Source organism: Streptomyces tanashiensis, assembly GCF_014648895.1.
Taxonomy (GTDB): domain Bacteria; phylum Actinomycetota; class Actinomycetes; order Streptomycetales; family Streptomycetaceae; genus Streptomyces; species Streptomyces tanashiensis.
In genome coordinates, this window is record NZ_BMRZ01000001.1 from 868,623 (window position 1) to 884,411 (window position 15,789).

Here is a 15,789-nt window from a genome sequence, read left to right on the forward strand (position 1 = left end):
ACGCGCCCTGGGCTACGAGCCTCAGTGGGAGTGGCCGTGACCGTGGCCGTGGCCGTGGTCCGCCGGCTCCTCTTCCTTCTTCTCCACCACGAGGGTCTCGGTGGTGAGGAGGAGGGAGGCGATCGAGGCGGCGTTCTCCAGGGCGGAGCGCGTCACCTTCACCGGGTCGATGACGCCGGCCTTGACCAGGTCGCCGTACTCGCCGGTCGCGGCGTTGAAGCCCTGGCCCTTGTCGAGCTCGGCCACCTTCGAGGTGATGACGTAGCCCTCGAGGCCGGCGTTCTCGGCGATCCAGCGCAGCGGCTCGACGGCAGCGCGGCGGACGACCGCGACACCGGTGGCCTCGTCGCCGGTCTTGTCGAGGTTGCCCTCGAGGACCTTGACGGCGTGGACGAGCGCGGAGCCACCACCGGAGACGATGCCCTCCTCGACCGCGGCGCGGGTCGCGGAGATGGCGTCCTCCAGACGGTGCTTCTTCTCCTTCAGCTCCACCTCGGTGGCGGCGCCGACCTTGATGACGCACACGCCGCCGGCGAGCTTCGCGAGGCGCTCCTGGAGCTTCTCGCGGTCCCAGTCGGAGTCCGTGGACTCGATCTCGGCCTTGATCTGACCGACGCGACCGGCGATGTCCTCGGCGTTGCCGCCACCGTCGACGATGGTGGTGGAGTCCTTGGTGATGGTCACGCGGCGAGCGGTGCCCAGCACGTCGAGACCGGCCTGGTCGAGCTTGAGGCCGACCTCCTCGGCGATGACGGTGGCGCCGGTGAGCGTCGCCATGTCGCCGAGCATCGCCTTGCGGCGGTCGCCGAAGCCGGGGGCCTTGACGGCCACGGCGTTGAAGGTGCCACGGATCTTGTTGACGACGAGGGTGGAGAGGGCCTCGCCCTCGACGTCCTCGGCGATGATCAGGAGCGGCTTGCTGGCGCCGGCCTGGATGACCTTCTCCAGGATGGGCAGCAGGTCCTGGATCGAGGAGATCTTGCCCTGGTTGATCAGGATGTACGGGTCGTCGAGGACGGCCTCCATACGCTCCTGGTCGGTCACCATGTACGGGGACAGGTAGCCCTTGTCGAAGGCCATGCCCTCGGTGAAGTCGAGCTCCAGGCCGAAGGTGTTGGACTCCTCGACGGTGATGACACCGTCCTTGCCGACCTTGTCCATCGCCTCGGCGATGAGCTCGCCGACCTGCTGGTCCTGCGCGGAGAGCGCGGCGACGGCGGCGATGTCGGACTTGTCCTCGATCGGGCGCGCGGTGGCGAGGAGCTCGTCGGAGACGGCCTTGACGGCGGCGTCGATGCCCTTCTTCAGGGCGGCCGGGGAGGCGCCGGCGGCGACGTTGCGCAGACCCTCGCGGACCAGGGCCTGGGCGAGCACGGTGGCGGTGGTGGTGCCGTCACCCGCGATGTCGTTGGTCTTGGTCGCCACCTCCTTCACCAGCTGGGCGCCGAGGTTCTCGTACGGGTCCTCGATCTCGACCTCGCGGGCGATCGTGACACCGTCGTTGGTGATGGTGGGGGCGCCGAACTTCTTGTCGATGACGACGTTGCGGCCCTTGGGGCCGATCGTCACCTTCACCGTGTCGGCAAGCTTGTTGACGCCGCGCTCAAGGGCGCGACGGGCGTCCTCGTCGAACTTCAGGATCTTCGCCATGGGAGCGGTTCAGCCCTCTCGGAATGGGGTGGAACGAACCGCGCCCCCGGACGCCCTGTGCGGGGTCAAGGGGCGCAGCTCAAGCATCTGCTTCAGATACTTCGGTGAATTACTTCTCGACGATCGCGAGCACGTCGCGAGCCGAGAGGACGAGGTACTCCTCGCCGTTGTACTTCACCTCGGTGCCGCCGTACTTGCTGTACAGCACGATGTCGCCGGTCTTGACGTCGAGCGGCAGACGCTCGCCGTTCTCGAAGCGGCCCGGGCCCACGGCCAGGACGACGCCCTCCTGGGGCTTCTCCTTGGCGGTGTCCGGAATGACCAGGCCAGAGGCGGTGGTCTGCTCGGCGTCGAGCGGCTGGACCACAATGCGGTCCTCGAGCGGCTTGATGGCAACCTTGGAGCTGGTGGTCGTCACGATCCGACCTCCCCCTTCGGAGATCTCACGGGGTTAACTGTCTGAGGTGGCGACCAGGTGGATCCGTCGTCGCGGGTGCCGGACCTGCCCGTCGCTGTGTTGGCACTCTCCAGTGGGGAGTGCCAGAGCCGAGACTATGACCGCGATTAGCACTCGGTCAAGCGGAGTGCCAATTCATCGCTCTGTGGCGTGACCGTACGGGGCGCCGGCGTCTCTTCGCAGCGCTTCGCGTCCACTGCCGCCCGGACGGGTTCGGCGGGTGCGGGCCGGGGGCTCACCCGCTCCGCCGCCTTGCGGCCGAGCCGTTCGATCGGGTCGACCGAGGAGGCGCAGGCGGGGAGGGCGAGGAGGGCGCCGGTCACCGCCAGGGAGGCGGTCCACCGCCGCGCCCTCGCGCTCACACGTAGTCCTCGAGCTTCGCGACCGCGTACCCCTTGGACGTGATCACGTTCATCACACGGCGGATCATGTCCGCCATGGAGCCCTTCCAGTCCTCCTTGCCCCGGAAGTGGGTGAGCACGATGTCGCCGGGGTGCAGGTCCCGGTCCCACTCGCGCCACTCCATGTGGTCGGGGAAGGCCTCGGCGGCCCAGAGCGGGACCGCCTTGACGCCGCAGGACTGCGCGGCGCGCAGGGTGTCCTCGTTGTAGTTGCCGTACGGCGGGCGGAAGAGCGGGGGCCGCTTGCCGAAGCGCTTCTCGATGACGTCCTGCATGCCGCAGATCTCGCGCTTCTGCGTGCTGTACGAGAGTGCGGGCAGGTAGCGGTGGTTGAGGGTGTGGTTGTGCAGGGAGACGCCGGACTTCTGCGACTTCTGCATCTTCGCGAAGTAGCCGTAGTCGTCCTTGACGACGTAGTCGCTGAGGAAGGCGCTGTAGGGGATCCGGAGCTCGCTCATCATCCGCAGCAGCTCGGGGTCCTTCTCCGCGCCGTCGTCGATCGTCAGGAAGACGACCTTCTGCTTGGTCGGCACGGTGGTGAAGACGGGCGGCAGGCCTTCGCCGTCCGTCTCGAAGCCCTTGCGGGTGGTGATCCGCGGCTTGACGGCGGGCGGGGCGGGCGCTTCGAGCGGGGGTTTGGCGAGGCCCCACTTCTTGGCGGCGAGCACGCGGGCGGCCCGCTGCGCGCGGACCCTCTCGACGTACGCGTCGAGGGCGCCGGCGGCGCCCTGGGCCTGCTGTCCGGCGGCGGGGGCGGGCGCGGTGCGCTCGGGTTCGGCGCTGCCCGAGCAGGCCGTGGCGGCGGAGGCGAGGGCCGCTACGGCGAGCGCCGCCCCGAGCGTCCGACGGGAGCGGTGCGCACCGTGTGCCATCATCTGGTCCTTTTGTCGTACGAGCTGCATGGCGCCGCATCCTGTCAGCGCGAGACCCCCTTCCGGGCCGCGACACCGCCGTACCGCCCCCGGCGTCCCCCGGCCGGCCCACAGCGTTCCAGGGGCCAGAATGGGACGGGTGACCGACCTCGCCTCCTTCGCCGCCCTGCTCACGCCCGAGGGGCAGGCGCTCCTCGCCGCCCTGCGCGACTACGACCCCGCCCAGGAGCTGGCGGTCGCCTCCCGGCTGCGCCGCGAGCATCCCGCCGAGCTCGTCGGCGCCGCCCTCGGCCAGGCACGGCTGCGGCAGCGGGCGGTGGCGAAGTTCGGCGCCGAGGACGCGTACCGGATGTACTTCACGCCCCACGGCGTCGAGCAGTCGACCCGCGCCTCGGTCGGCACGTACCGCGCGGCCCGGCTGAAGGCACTGGGCGTCCGGAGCGTCGCGGACCTCTGCTCCGGCATCGGCGGCGACGCGATCGCCCTCGCCCGCGCCGGGATCTCCGTCCTCGCCGTCGACCGGGACCCGCTGACCGCCGAGGCGGTCCGGGCCAACGCGGCGGCGCTCGGCCTCGCCGAGCTGATCGAGGTCCGCTGCGCGGACGTGACCGAGATCGACACCAGCCCGTACGACGCGGTCTTCGTCGACCCGGCGCGGCGCGGCGGCCGGGGCAGGATCTTCGACCCCGAGGCGTACTCCCCGCCGCTCTCCTGGGCGATCGACGCGGCCCGCCGGGCGCCGCACGCCGCCCTGAAGGTGGCGCCGGGCATCCCGCACGAGGCGGTGCCCGAGGAGGCCGAGGCCGAGTGGATCTCGGACGGCGGGGACGTGAAGGAGGCCGTGCTCTGGTTCGGCACGGAGCCGGGCGCCCGCCGGGCGACCCTGCTGCCCTCCGGCGCCGGGCTCCTCGGCCGGGGGCTGCCCGACCCGGCGGTCCGCCCGGTCGGCCGCTACCTGTACGAGCCGGACGGCGCCGTCATCCGCGCCCACCTCGTCGCCGAGGTGGCCGAGGAGCTGGACGGCGGACTGATCGACGAGACCATCGCGTACATCACGGCGGACGCGCTCGTCCCCACGCCGTACGCCGCCGCCTACGAGATCACCGACGAACTCCCCTTCAACCTGAAGAAGCTGAAGGCCCTGCTGCGGGAGCGCGAGGTGGGCACGCTCACCGTGAAGAAGCGCGGCTCGGCCGTCGAACCCGAGGAGATCCGGCGCAGGGTGAAGCCGAAGGGCCCCCACGCGGCGACGGTGCTGCTGACTCGGGTCGCGGGAGCCCCGACGATGCTGATCGGGCGTCCGGCGGCCACGTCCTGACACACCACGAACAGGGGGGATCATGGCACTGCATCCGGAGGGCATGTTCACCGGCGGACCGCTCGCCCACCTCGTCGGGCTCGCGGCCGACGGGCCCGACCCGCTGGAGTGGGAGGTCCCGCGCCTCAGGCGGGTCCTGCGGCTGAACCACTGGGACGCGGCCTGGCGGGAGGCGCCGCAGAGGCTCGCCTCCCAGCTGGACTACCTGTCCACCGCGTTCAGCGAGGAGTTCTTCGCGACCTGCCCCGAACCGGCCCGGCGCACCTGGCGGGCGGCCGCGGGAGCGAAGAGCCTGCCCGTGTTCATGACCGAGCTGGCGATGCTGCTGCGGCTCGCGGACCGCGAGGGGGACGCCCGCTACGAGGACGTGCCCCTGGCGGCGTGGGAGGTGCGGGCGCGGTTCCCGCTGCTGATGTCCCTGGACCACTGGGCGTACGACGGCGAGTTCTCCTCGTACGAGGAGAGCCTGAAGGCCTTCGTCGAGGCCGAGCACCCCTTCTGCTCCTACGAGTTGATCCCGCGCCTCACCCAGGCCCTGGAGGCGCGAACCCTCTGCGCGGACTCGCCGGCCTTCGCCGCGTCCTTCCGCGTCCTCGCGCCGACGGCGACCCCGGAGACCCTGGACGTCCTCGTCCGCACGACCTTCACCCACCTGACGGAGCACCATGGCTGAGCCCAAGGCCCCCTTCCACGAGCAGCCGTTCCCCGAGCTGCTCGGCCTCGCCACCGAGGCGGTCGTCAGCGACGACGGGCGATGGGTCGCGGTCAGTTCGGTGCTGTCGGGCCTGAGCCGGGTGGCGGTCCACCGCATCGCCGACCTCTCCTGCGCACACGTCCTGACCGTCGCGATGGAGACGGAGACGATGGCCTTCCACCCCACACTCCCGCTTCTCGCCATCGGCTTCGACAACGGCGACGCGTACCTGCGCGAGGGCCGCCTCGTCCTCCTCGAACCCGAGAGCGGCCACCGCGTCGACTTCGCCGATGCCTACTGGGGTGTCGAGCTGGTCCGCTGGACGGACGCCCGCACCCTCGAACTCACCTTCTGTGCCATGCACGACGGGGCCGAGTTCGAGCGGTCCCGGGCCATCGCGGCCCGGGAGGAGTGGCTCGGCCTCGATCCCGGCGCCCTCGACCTGGCGGCCCTCGACCGCGGCCCGCTCGACCCGGACGGTCCGCTCCCCTGGCCCGACACGGGCCCCGCGCTGCCGCGCCTGCAGGCGCTCGCCGAGCGCGTCGGCCGGAGCTACGACGGCAGGGGCGGGGTCCGGGCCGTGGCCGGGCTGAGCGACGGCCGGGTGCTCGCCACCCGCAGCCACACCACGCTGGAGTGCTGGTCCCCCACCGGATCGCTGCTGTGGAGCGTTCCCGCGCCGTCGGCCGCCGGCGGGACCCGGATCGCGGTCGCCGCCGACGAGCGGACGGCACGGGTCGCCGTCCCCGGCCCCGACTCCCGCACCCGGACCGAGTTCCCGCTGGTCGACACCTCCGACGGCACGGTCCTCGATCGCCCCTCCGTGCCCTTCTCGGCCGCCCTGACGGCCCGTACGGACGGGGTCTGGGCGATCAGGGACACGTACGACCGCGAATACGGGAAGGAGGTCCCCGCGCCCAGCACCCGGATCTTCGCCGCCGACGGCGCCCCGCTGGGCACGGCCGACGAGCCGGACCGGTACGAGCTCGTCCCGCTCGACGTGGGCCGCTGCCCCGAGCTGCTGTTCACCCGACGGCGGCGCCGGGACGTGCTCGCGCTCGACCCCCGCACCGCTGCCGAGACCCTGCTCTTCGCCACCGAAGCTCCCCTGGGCAAGGCGGTGTACGTCTCCGATGCCGCCGGCCCCGCCCTCCTGCACGGACAGCAGGGGCTGGTCCGCCGGACCTTCCCCGGCGGGGACGTCGTCTGGCGCCGTCCCCTGGACGCCGTGGTCGCCGCCCTCGACGCGCACGGCGGTGTCCTGCACGCCGCGTGCGAGGACGGCACCCTCGTCTCGGTCGACACGGCCGACGGCACCGTCCTCGACCGGCGCCCCCTGCCCCCGTACGGCACGCTCTCCCTGCACGCGGCCCCCGACGGAACGGTGCTCGTCGGCACCCAGGCGGGCCGGATCCTGCGCTACTGAGCCTCCCGAGCCCGTGTCAGCAGCAGCGCCCGCTCGCTCTCGTTCCGGGTGAGCCCGGCCGCCCGCGCGAACTCCGCCCGCGCCTCCGCCGTCCGGCCGAGCCGGGCGAGCAGGTCGCCCCGGACGCTCGGCAGCAGGTGGTAGCGCGCCAGGGCCGGTTCCGCGGCGAGGGCGTCGACGATCCGGAGGGCGGCCTCGGGGCCCTCGGTCATCGACACGGCGACCGCCCGGTTCAGCTCGACCACCGGGGACGGCGCGAGGGTGCCGAGCCGTCCGTACAGCGCGGCGATGGTCGCCCAGTCCGTGGCCTCGTACGAGCCGGCCCGCGCGTGGCAGGCGGCGATCGCGGCCTGGAGGGCGTACGGCCCGTAGGAGCGGCCGTCCCCGGCCCGCTCCAGGGCGGCGAACCCGCGCCGGACGAGCAGCCGGTTCCAGCGGCTCCTGTTCTGGTCGGCGAGGAGCACCGGCTCCCCGTCGGGGCCGGTCCGGGCCGCCGTCCGGGAGGCCTGGAGCTCCAGCAGGGCGGCGAGCCCGTGCACCTCGCTCTCCCCCGGCATCAGGGCGGCGAGCCCCCGGGCGAGCCGCAGGGCGTCCTCGCACAGACCGGGCCGCAGCAGGTCGTCGCCCGCGGTGGCCGCGTACCCCTCGTTGAAGATCAGGTAGACGACCTCCAGGACGGAGCCGAGCCGGGCGGCCCGCTCCTCCCCGTACGGCACCTCGAACTCGACGCCCGCCTTCGCGAGCGTCCGCTTGGCCCGGGTGATCCGCGCCGCGACCGTCGCCTCCGGCGCGAGGAAGGCGCGGGCGATCTCGTCCGTCCGCAGCCCGCCGACGAGCCGCAGGGTGAGCGCCGCGCGGGCGTCGGCGGAGAGCACCGGGTGGCAGGTGGTGAAGACGAGCCGGAGGACGTCGTCGTCGATGTCGCCCGGGCCGGACGGCTCGGGGTCGTACGACTCCTCGCCGAGGTCGAGCGTCCGGCCCACCTCGGCGAGCTTCCGGGCGTACGTCTCGCGCCGCCGCACGAGGTCGACGGCGCGGTGCTTGGCGGCGGCCGTCAGCCAGGCGCCCGGCTTCTCCGGGATCCCTGACCGCGGCCACTGCTCCAGCGCGGAGACGAGGGCGTCCTGGGCCAGTTCCTCGGCGATGCCGACGTCCCGGACGATCCGCGCCACCGTGGCGATGATCCGCGCCGACTCCATCCGGAAGACCGTCTCAAGGGTGCTCTCCACCGTCACATCCCGTATGACAGCACAGGGCGGGTCAGCCCTCCGGCATCTCCTCGACCTCGCGGACCTCCAGGCCGACCTTCCAGTGCGGCGGGTGGACGGCCAGGAAGCGCTTCCCCCACTCGACGGCCTCGGCCATGTCCTTGCACTGGAGCATCGCGTAGCCGCCGACGACCTCCTTGGTCTCGGTGAAGGGGCCGTCGGTGAACGACAGGCTCCCGTCCGACCAGGTGATCCGGGTGGCCTCGGCGGTCGGCCTGAGCCCGGCCGTGTCCACCATGGCGCCGGCCTTCGTGATCTCCTCGAAGAGCGCGCCCATGCGCTGCTCGAAGCCGGGGTCGGCGCTCTCCATGTCGATGGTGTTCTCCTCGATGCGGACGAGGGACAGGAAGCGGGGCATGACGACTCCTCGGTGGTGCGGTGGCGGGGCCGTTCCCCGCCGTCCACACATACGTCGAACGGGGTCCCTCCGCATCGACACCGCGCCCGGAGAATTCCTCAGACGTAGTCCTCCAGGCGGGCCACCGTGAAGCCCTGCTCCTGGATCTTCCGCAGCATCGTCGCCGTCATCTCGGTCATCGTCCGGCCCTTGAGCTCGGACGGGCCGCGGAAGTGGGCGAGGATGATGTCGCCGGGGTGCAGCTTCCGGTCGCCGCGCTGGTACTGCATGTTCTTGATCTGCATGGACTCGCGCCACAGCACGATCGCGTCGACCCCGCACTCCCCCGCCGCCGCGCGCGTGGCCTCGTTCCAGTTGCCGTACGGCGGGCGGAAGAGCCGCGGGGTGGTGCCGTACCGCTGCTTCAGCTTCGTCTGCTGGCCGCAGATCTCCCGGCGCTGGGCCTCCGGGCCGAGGGTGCGCAGGTTCGGGTGGGTGAGGGTGTGGTTGGCGAGGCCGTGTCCCTGGGCGACGAGTGGCGCGAAGTACGGGTAGTCGGCGCGGATGGCCGCGTCCGTGAGGAACATCGTGACCGGGATCTTGAGGTCCTTCATCATGCGGACGAACTCGGGGTCCTTCTCGGCCCCGTCGTCGATGGTGATGAAGACGATCTTCTCGCGGGTGGGGATCTCGCTGATGACGGGCACCGGTCCGCCGGCCGGACGGATCACCGGCTTGACCGCGGGCGGGGCCGGCGGCGCGGCGAAGGGCTTCAGGCCCCATCTCCGGTACGCGGCGGCCGCGGCGGCTCCGGGGGCCTCGGGCGCCTTGTGTCCGGCCTCGGGTGCGGTCGTCCTCGCCGGAGCGGACGCGGCGGCGCCGCGTTCCTCGGCCGCCGAGGCCGTGCAGCCGGTCACCAGGAGGGCGACAGAGGTCAGGGCCGCCCACAGCGCGATGGTCTTCTTCACGCGCTGTGGGATGCCCGACAGAGTCGAAAGGTTGCTCGGTTTTCGTTTATTCGACCGATTCGAAGCGCCAGCGGTGGACCGGACGGGTGATCAGCTCCGCGTCCGGCTCCGGCAGCTCGGGCAGTTCGGCGTCGAAGGTCTCCGCCTCCCACCAGGTGAGGACGAGGACCCGGTCCTGCGGGGCCCGGAAGATCTCCCGGCGGACCGGCTCACGGGCGAGGACCCGCGCCCGCGCCCACTCCAGGAGCTCGGCTCCCCGGCCCTGGGCGGCCCTGGCCTCCCACATGAGCGTGAGCCTCACGAGTACAGGTTCTCCTTGCTGACCTCGTGCACGTGGTCGTGGTCGTGGGAGTGACCCGGGACGTGCGGGTCGGTCACCGGCAGCGAGGAGTCCGCCGACAGCTCCAGGTCCGAGGCCGGCCGGTTGCGGGCGACCATCTCCGAGCCGAGGGCCGCGACCATCGCGCCGTTGTCCGTGCACAGGCCCGGCCGGGGCACCCGGAGGCGGATCCCGGCGCGGTCGCAGCGCTCCTGGGCGAGGGCCCGCAGCCGCGAGTTGGCGGCGACGCCGCCGCCGATCATCAGGTGGTCGACGCCCTCGTCCTTGCAGGCCCGGACGGCCTTGCGGGTGAGCACGTCGACGACCGCCTCCTGGAAGGACGCGGCGACGTCCCGGACGGGCACGTCCTCGCCGGCCGCCCGCTTGGCCTCGATCCAGCGGGCCACGGCGGTCTTGAGGCCGGAGAAGGAGAAGTCGTAGGCGGGATCCCGGGAGCCGCTGAGGCCGCGCGGGAAGGCGATCGCCGCCGGGTCGCCCTCCTTGGCGAGCCGGTCGATGACCGGTCCGCCGGGGAAGCCGAGGTCGAGCACGCGGGCGATCTTGTCGAACGCCTCGCCGGCCGCGTCGTCGATGGTGGCGCCCATCGGCCGCACGTCGGAGGTGATGTCGGAGGAGAGCAGCAGCGAGGAGTGCCCGCCGGAGACCAGCAGGGCCATCGTCGGCTCGGGCAGCTTGCCGTGCTCCAGCTGGTCGACGCAGATGTGCGAGGCGAGGTGGTTGACGCCGTAGAGCGGCTTGCCGAGGGCGTAGGCGTACGCCTTGGCGGCGGAGACGCCGACGAGCAGGGCGCCCGCGAGGCCGGGTCCGGCGGTGACGGCGATGCCGTCGAGGTCCTTCGCGGAGATCCCGGCCGTCTTCAGGGCGCGCTCGATCGTCGGGACCATGGCCTCCAGGTGGGCGCGGGAGGCGATCTCGGGCACGACGCCGCCGAAGCGGGCGTGGGTGTCGACGCTGGAGGCGACGGCGTCGGCGAGGAGGGTGGTCCCGTGGACGATGCCGACGCCGGTCTCGTCGCAGGAGGTCTCGATGCCGAGTACCAGCGGTTCGTCAGCAGCCATCAGATCTCAGTCCCAGTTCCTTGAACGATCAGTCGCATCACGAGCGCGTCGACATTGCCCGGCTGGTAGTAACCGCGCCGGAAACCGATGGGCTCGAAGCCGAAGCGCTCGTAGAGCTTCTGGGCCCGGGTGTTGTCCACGCGCACTTCGAGGAGGACCTCCTCGCACTCGAAGGCGGTGGCTTCCTTCAGCAGGTCGGTGAGGAGCCGGGCGCCGAGGCCGGTGCCCCACTGGTCGGGGGAGACGGCGATCGTCTGCACGTCGCCGAGTCCGCCGGCGGCGGCGAGCCCGGCGTACCCGACGAGACGGCCGTCGGCCGGGTCCTCCGCGACGACGTAGTGACGGGTGGCCCGGGGACCCCTGGCGTGCGCGAGCTCCGACCAGAACATCCCCTCCGACCAGGCGTCCTCGGGGAACAGCTCGGCCTCGAGCGCGAGCACCGGCTCGATGTCCCACCAGCGCATCTCGCGCAGCACGGCCCCGGTCACGGTGGCGCTCACTTGGGGGTGACCACCTTGTAGTTCTTCGGCACCTGCGCGTCGGGGCGGCGCAGGTACATCGGCAGCGGGTCGAGGAAGCCGTCCCCGCCGGCCGCGAGCCGCTCGGCGGCGAGCCCGGCGAGCGCGGCGGCCGACTGGTGCTCGGGGTCACGGGCGTCCGGGAAGGCCTCGGGGTAGAGGCGGGCGCCGGCGCCGACGACGGGGAGTCCGGCGAGCGAGCCGGCGATGTCGGCGGGCCGGTCGACGGCCGCGTCGCCCACGCGGGTGCGGGAGTCCGCGTACCGCGCCCAGTAGACCTCCTTGCGGCGCGCGTCCGTCGCGACGGCGAAGGGCTCGTCGATCCCGGAGGCGTACGCGAGGCCGTCGAGGGTGCACAGGCCGTGCACCGGCACGCCCAGCGCGGACGAGAAGGCCGCGGCCGTGACGAGACCGACGCGGAGCCCGGTGTACGGGCCGGGGCCGACGCCGACGACGATCCCGGTGACCGCGTCGAGCTTCAGCCCGGCCTCCGAGAGGACCCGGTCGACGGCGGGCAGCAGCAGCTCCCCGTGGCGGCGGGCGTCGACCTGACTCGACGAGGCGACGACGGCCTCGCCGTCGTGGAGGGCGACGGTGACGGCGGGGGTGGCGGTATCCATGGCGAGCAACAGCACGCGAACAGCCTACGGCTCCCGGGCCCGGTGCCCCGAACCTCGGGGCGGCGGCTGCTACCGTCACCCTCGATACGTTCGTACGAGAGGTGGGCACGGTGGCAAGGAGCAGCTCGGGATTCGTGGCCGGGCTCACCGCGGCGGCCGTCGTGGCGGTCGGCGTCCTCGCCTACCAGGCCTCGGCGAACGCGCCCGCCGATCTGTCGGTGAAGCCGCAGAGGCCGGGCAAGGTCACCCCCTCGGTCTCGCCGAGCGGCGGCCCGAAGCAGCCGGTCAAGGATCCCCTCGCCGTCCCCGCGAGCTCGGGCACCGGCGAGCGGGTCGTGTACTCCCTCGCCGACCGCCGGGTGTGGCTGGTGAACGGGAAGGGCAAGGCGACCCGGACGTTCGCGGTGTGGCCGAGCACGGTCGACCCGGTGCCGGGGCCGTACAAGGTGACCTCGCGCTCGGGCTCCGTGCAGGGTTCGGACGGCGTGCAGATCGAGCACGTGGTGCGGTTCGCGACGGCCGAGGACGTGGCGATCGGCTTCAGCGCGGCGGTCGACGGCTCGACGCCGTCCCCGGATCCGGCGCGGAAGACCGGCGGCATCCGGATGAAGCGGGCCGACGGCGACGCGATGTGGACGTTCGCGGTGATCGGCGCGAAGGTCGTCGTCGTCGGCTGAGCCGTCGCGGTCCGAGCCGTCGCGGTCCGAGCCGTCGTGGCCCGAGTCCGGGCCGTACGGAAGGGCTAGGCGGCCTCGTCCCGTACGGTCTCGTCCTCCTCGCCCTGCTCGGACGGCTCCGGCGGGGTCGAGAGGGCCCGGGCGGCCGCGCAGGACGCGAGCAGCTCACTCATCGAGACGTGGTCCCGGCTGGGTTCCGCGCGTTCCGGCGTCGCCATGCATGCCTCCCGTAGGTTAGGTACACCTAACCAGCTCGTGCATCCATGTGACCACGGCTCGTGCGACCCACGCAACACCTTCCCGACACGTTGTCGGAACCTACGTACGCCCGCCTCAGAACAGCGCGAGGTCCTCCTCGGCCCAGCGCGCGCCGATCCCGCGCAGCACGACCGTGCGCCGGTCGTCGTCGGTGTCCCCGGTCACCCGGTGGATGAGCAGGTGCAGCCGGTCGTCGGTCAGCTCCTCCACCTTGCCGTCGCCCCACTCGACGACGACCACGGACTCGGGCAGCGAGACGTCCAGGTCGAGGTCCTCCATCTCGTCGAGACCGCCGCCGAGGCGGTACGCGTCGACGTGGACCAGGGCCGGGCCGCCGACCAGGGACGGGTGGACACGGGCGATGACGAAGGTCGGGGAGGTGACGGCACCCCGCACACCGAGGCCCTCGCCGAGGCCGCGGGTCAGGGTGGTCTTCCCGGCGCCGAGCTCACCGGTGAGCATCACGAGATCGCCGGGGCGGAGGATCTTCGCGAGCCGGCGGCCGAGCTCCTGCATCTGCTGCGGGGAGTCGACGGAGAGAGTGGCGCCGGAGACGGAGGGGGTGGCGCCGGAGAGGTGCGGGTGCGCTGCTTCCATACCCGCAAACCTAGCGCGTGCGGAAGGTCTCCCCGGCCGGGACGACACCGGCCCGGACCAGCAGGTCGGCCAGCCGGTCGGTCACCGCCTCCGGGTGCTCCAGCATCACCAGATGGCCCGCGTCCGGGACGATGACCAGCTCCGCGTCCGGCAGGAGGTCCGCGATGGCCTCGGTGTGCGAGCTGGGGGTGACCAGGTCGTTGTCCCCGGCGAGCGCGAGCACCGGCAGCTCGCCGAAGGCGGCCAGGGCGGCGGCCTTGTCGTGCTCGGCGAAGGCCGGGTAGAAGGCGGCGACCACGTCGATCGGGGTCGACTCGATCATCCGCTCCGCGAAGCGGGCGACCGCCGGGTCGACGTCCTTCGAGGCGAACGAGTACTTCTTGATCAGCCCGGCGAAGAGGTCCGCGGTCGCCCGGCGCCCGCGCTCGACCAGCTCCGCCTGGGAGCCCAGCGCCCGCAGGACGCCCGGCAGGACCCGCCGGACGGCGTTGACGCCGGCGAGCGGCAGCCCGTAGGTCACCTCGCCCAGCTTCCCCGCCGAGGTGCCGACGAGCGCGACGCCGACGACCCGGTCGCGGATCAGCTCCGGGTACTGCTCGGCGAGCGCCATCACCGTCATGCCGCCCATCGAGTGCCCCACGAGGACGAGCGGCCCCTCGGGCGCGGCCGCGTCGATGACGGTCCTGAGGTCGCGGCCCAGCCGGTCGATGGAGACCGGCACCGCGTCGGGCCCGGTCTGCGAGCTCCCGTGCCCGGAGCGGCCGTGGCTGCGCTGGTCCCAGTGGACGGTGCGGACGAGACCGCGCAGGGCGGCCCGCTGGAAGTGCCAGGAGTCCTGGTTGAGACAGTAGCCGTGGCTGAAGACGACGGTGACGGGAGCGGGTTCGCGACGCCCGAAGAGCCGCCGCCGGCGGGCGACCGGGGTGTCCGCCTCGACCTCGTCCACCTCGTAGTACAGGACGGTCCCGTCGTCGGCGAGGGCCCGGCCGGGGGTGCCGCGCAGCCCGCCGTACGGACCGGTGGCGTCCAGGGCGAGCCGCGCCTTCTGCCGTACGGAACGGCCGACGGTGAGCCGCTCGACGGCGACTCCGGCCGCCGCGCCCGCGGCGAGGACGCCTATCGCGGCACCGGCGAACCCCGCACGCCGCCAGCTGCTCGACTCGCCCACGCCGCCGCCCCCTACTCGCCCAGGTAGACGCGCGGGACGCGCGCCCCGATCCGGGTGACGATCTCGTACGCGATGGTGTCGGCCGCCACCGCCCAGTCCTCGGCGGTCGGCTCGCCCCGGTCGCCGGGACCGAAGAGCACGGCCTCGGTGCCGGGTTCGGGGGTGTCCCCTTCGAGGTCGACCACGAACTGGTCCATGGCGACGCGGCCGGCGACGGTGCGGACGCGGTCGCCGACGAGGACGGGCCCGCGCCCCGAGGCGTGCCGGGGAACCCCGTCGGCGTACCCCAGCGGAACGAGCCCCAGGGTGGTCTCGCCCGCCGTGACGTAGTGATGCCCGTAGCTCACCCCGTGCCCGGCGGGAACGTGCTTGACCAGCGCGACGCTCGCCTTGAGCGACATGACGGGCCGCAGGCCCAGCTCGGCGGAGGTGCCGAGCTCGGGGCTCGGCGAGACGCCGTACATCGCGATGCCGGGCCGGACCAGGTCGAAGTGGGCCTCGGGCAGGGTCAGGGTGGCCGGCGAGTTCGCGATGTGCCGGACCTCCGGACGGATCCCCGCCTTCTCCGCGTGGTCGAGCATCGAGCGGAAGACGTCCAGCTGGGCGGCGATGGACGGGTGGTGCGGCTCGTCGGCGCACGCGAAGTGCGACCAGAGGCCGGTGACCTTGACGTGCCCGTCGACCTCCGCCTTCAGGGCGGCGCCGACCAGCTCGGGCCAGTCGGCGGGCTGGCAGCCGTTGCGCCCGAGCCCCGTGTCGGCCTTGAGCTGGATCCGCGCGGTCCTCCCGACCGCCCTCGCGGCCTCGACGACCTCGTCCAGGGCCCACATCCCGCTCACGGACATGTCGAGACCGGCCTCGATGCCCTGGTCCCAGGGGTCGCCGGGAGTCCACAGCCAGCACATGACGGGAACGTCCGTGATCCCGGCGGCGCGCAGGGCCAGCGCCTCGTGCGGGGTGGCCGTGCCGAGCCAGTCCGCGCCCGCGTCCAGGGCGGCGCGGGCGCAGCGCAGGGCGCCGTGTCCGTATGCGTCGGCCTTGACCACGGCCATGATCCGGACGTGGGGGGCGACACGGGCGCGCAGCGTGCGGACGTTCGCACGCAGCGCGCCGAGGTCGATCTCGGCGCGGGCCCTGCGGGGCGGAGGTGTCTCAGTCATCG

General features: G+C 72.9%; 19 protein-coding genes. 4 read left to right on the forward strand and 15 right to left on the reverse strand.

What is annotated here, in order from left to right; translation table 11 throughout:
• Positions 1-21 precede the first annotated feature (21 nt).
• The 4 genes from groL to IE237_RS03870 form a co-directional block, all read right to left on the reverse strand.
• Positions 22-1,650, reverse strand: a complete 1,629-nt coding sequence (gene groL, locus IE237_RS03855) for a chaperonin GroEL (RefSeq protein ID WP_189800352.1) — start codon at positions 1,648-1,650, stop codon at positions 22-24.
• A 109-nt stretch (positions 1,651-1,759) separates the two neighbouring features.
• Entirely contained in the window at positions 1,760-2,068 is a 309-nt protein-coding gene (gene groES / locus IE237_RS03860) for a co-chaperone GroES (RefSeq protein WP_017239619.1), read from the reverse strand.
• A 146-nt stretch (positions 2,069-2,214) separates the two neighbouring features.
• Positions 2,215-2,469: a hypothetical protein gene (locus IE237_RS03865; RefSeq protein WP_189800353.1), complete on the reverse strand. Its 255-nt coding sequence runs from the start codon at positions 2,467-2,469 to the stop codon at positions 2,215-2,217.
• A complete protein-coding gene (locus IE237_RS03870; RefSeq protein ID WP_229842237.1) occupies positions 2,466-3,410 on the reverse strand; it encodes a polysaccharide deacetylase family protein in 945 nt (314 codons plus the stop codon). The genes IE237_RS03865 and IE237_RS03870 overlap by 4 nt, the downstream gene beginning before the upstream one ends.
• A gap of 100 nt (positions 3,411-3,510) precedes the next feature.
• On the opposite strand from IE237_RS03870, the gene IE237_RS03875 reads away from it, so the two are divergent.
• From IE237_RS03875 to IE237_RS03885, 3 genes are read left to right on the forward strand one after another with little or no spacing between them, the layout of a single operon-like run.
• Positions 3,511-4,698 carry a THUMP-like domain-containing protein gene (locus tag IE237_RS03875; protein ID WP_229842239.1) on the forward strand — a complete coding sequence of 396 codons (1,188 nt, stop codon included), beginning with the start codon at positions 3,511-3,513 and terminating at the stop codon, positions 4,696-4,698.
• Between the two features lie 22 nt (positions 4,699-4,720).
• The gene (locus IE237_RS03880) at positions 4,721-5,371 is read left to right on the forward strand and encodes a hypothetical protein (RefSeq protein WP_189800355.1); all 651 of its coding nucleotides are present in this window, start codon (positions 4,721-4,723) and stop codon (positions 5,369-5,371) included.
• Positions 5,364-6,818: a PQQ-binding-like beta-propeller repeat protein gene (locus IE237_RS03885; protein WP_189800356.1), complete on the forward strand. Its 1,455-nt coding sequence runs from the start codon at positions 5,364-5,366 to the stop codon at positions 6,816-6,818. Before IE237_RS03880 ends, IE237_RS03885 begins: the two co-directional genes overlap by 8 nt.
• Here IE237_RS03885 and IE237_RS03890 read toward each other — a convergent pair.
• The 7 genes from IE237_RS03890 to tsaB all read right to left on the reverse strand — a co-directional run bounded on the left by IE237_RS03890 (position 6,812) and on the right by tsaB (position 11,942).
• Entirely contained in the window at positions 6,812-8,017 is a 1,206-nt protein-coding gene (locus IE237_RS03890; RefSeq protein ID WP_189800678.1) for an RNA polymerase sigma factor, read from the reverse strand. The two genes, IE237_RS03885 and IE237_RS03890, sit on opposite strands and share 7 nt — an antisense overlap.
• 61 nt (positions 8,018-8,078) lie before the next feature.
• Positions 8,079-8,444, reverse strand: a complete 366-nt coding sequence (locus tag IE237_RS03895) for a YciI family protein (protein WP_189800357.1) — start codon at positions 8,442-8,444, stop codon at positions 8,079-8,081.
• A 98-nt stretch (positions 8,445-8,542) separates the two neighbouring features.
• A complete protein-coding gene (locus tag IE237_RS03900; RefSeq protein ID WP_189800358.1) occupies positions 8,543-9,391 on the reverse strand; it encodes a polysaccharide deacetylase family protein in 849 nt (282 codons plus the stop codon).
• 46 nt (positions 9,392-9,437) lie between these two features.
• Positions 9,438-9,677: a hypothetical protein gene (locus tag IE237_RS03905; RefSeq protein WP_189800680.1), complete on the reverse strand. Its 240-nt coding sequence runs from the start codon at positions 9,675-9,677 to the stop codon at positions 9,438-9,440.
• Between the two features lie 11 nt (positions 9,678-9,688).
• The gene (gene tsaD, locus IE237_RS03910; RefSeq protein ID WP_189800359.1) at positions 9,689-10,789 is read right to left on the reverse strand and encodes a tRNA (adenosine(37)-N6)-threonylcarbamoyltransferase complex transferase subunit TsaD; all 1,101 of its coding nucleotides are present in this window, start codon (positions 10,787-10,789) and stop codon (positions 9,689-9,691) included.
• A complete protein-coding gene (gene rimI, locus IE237_RS03915) occupies positions 10,789-11,253 on the reverse strand; it encodes a ribosomal protein S18-alanine N-acetyltransferase (protein WP_189800679.1) in 465 nt (154 codons plus the stop codon). Before rimI ends, tsaD begins: the two co-directional genes overlap by 1 nt.
• A 32-nt stretch (positions 11,254-11,285) precedes the next feature.
• A complete protein-coding gene (gene tsaB, locus IE237_RS03920) occupies positions 11,286-11,942 on the reverse strand; it encodes a tRNA (adenosine(37)-N6)-threonylcarbamoyltransferase complex dimerization subunit type 1 TsaB (protein ID WP_189800360.1) in 657 nt (218 codons plus the stop codon).
• Between the two features lie 119 nt (positions 11,943-12,061).
• On the opposite strand from tsaB, the gene IE237_RS03925 reads away from it, so the two are divergent.
• The gene (locus IE237_RS03925; protein ID WP_189800681.1) at positions 12,062-12,604 is read left to right on the forward strand and encodes a hypothetical protein; all 543 of its coding nucleotides are present in this window, start codon (positions 12,062-12,064) and stop codon (positions 12,602-12,604) included.
• A 65-nt stretch (positions 12,605-12,669) separates the two neighbouring features.
• On the opposite strand, the gene IE237_RS03930 is transcribed toward IE237_RS03925, so the two are convergent.
• From IE237_RS03930 to alr, 4 genes are all read right to left on the reverse strand, one after another.
• A complete protein-coding gene (locus tag IE237_RS03930) occupies positions 12,670-12,822 on the reverse strand; it encodes a hypothetical protein (protein WP_189800361.1) in 153 nt (50 codons plus the stop codon).
• Between the two features lie 115 nt (positions 12,823-12,937).
• On the reverse strand, positions 12,938-13,459 hold the full coding sequence (gene tsaE, locus IE237_RS03935) for a tRNA (adenosine(37)-N6)-threonylcarbamoyltransferase complex ATPase subunit type 1 TsaE (protein ID WP_189800362.1): 522 nt from the start codon (positions 13,457-13,459) through the stop codon (positions 12,938-12,940).
• 10 nt (positions 13,460-13,469) lie between these two features.
• Positions 13,470-14,627: an alpha/beta fold hydrolase gene (locus tag IE237_RS03940; RefSeq protein ID WP_189800363.1), complete on the reverse strand. Its 1,158-nt coding sequence runs from the start codon at positions 14,625-14,627 to the stop codon at positions 13,470-13,472.
• 11 nt (positions 14,628-14,638) lie between these two features.
• Entirely contained in the window at positions 14,639-15,787 is a 1,149-nt protein-coding gene (alr, locus tag IE237_RS03945; protein WP_189800364.1) for an alanine racemase, read from the reverse strand.
• Positions 15,788-15,789: the final 2 nt, after the last annotated feature.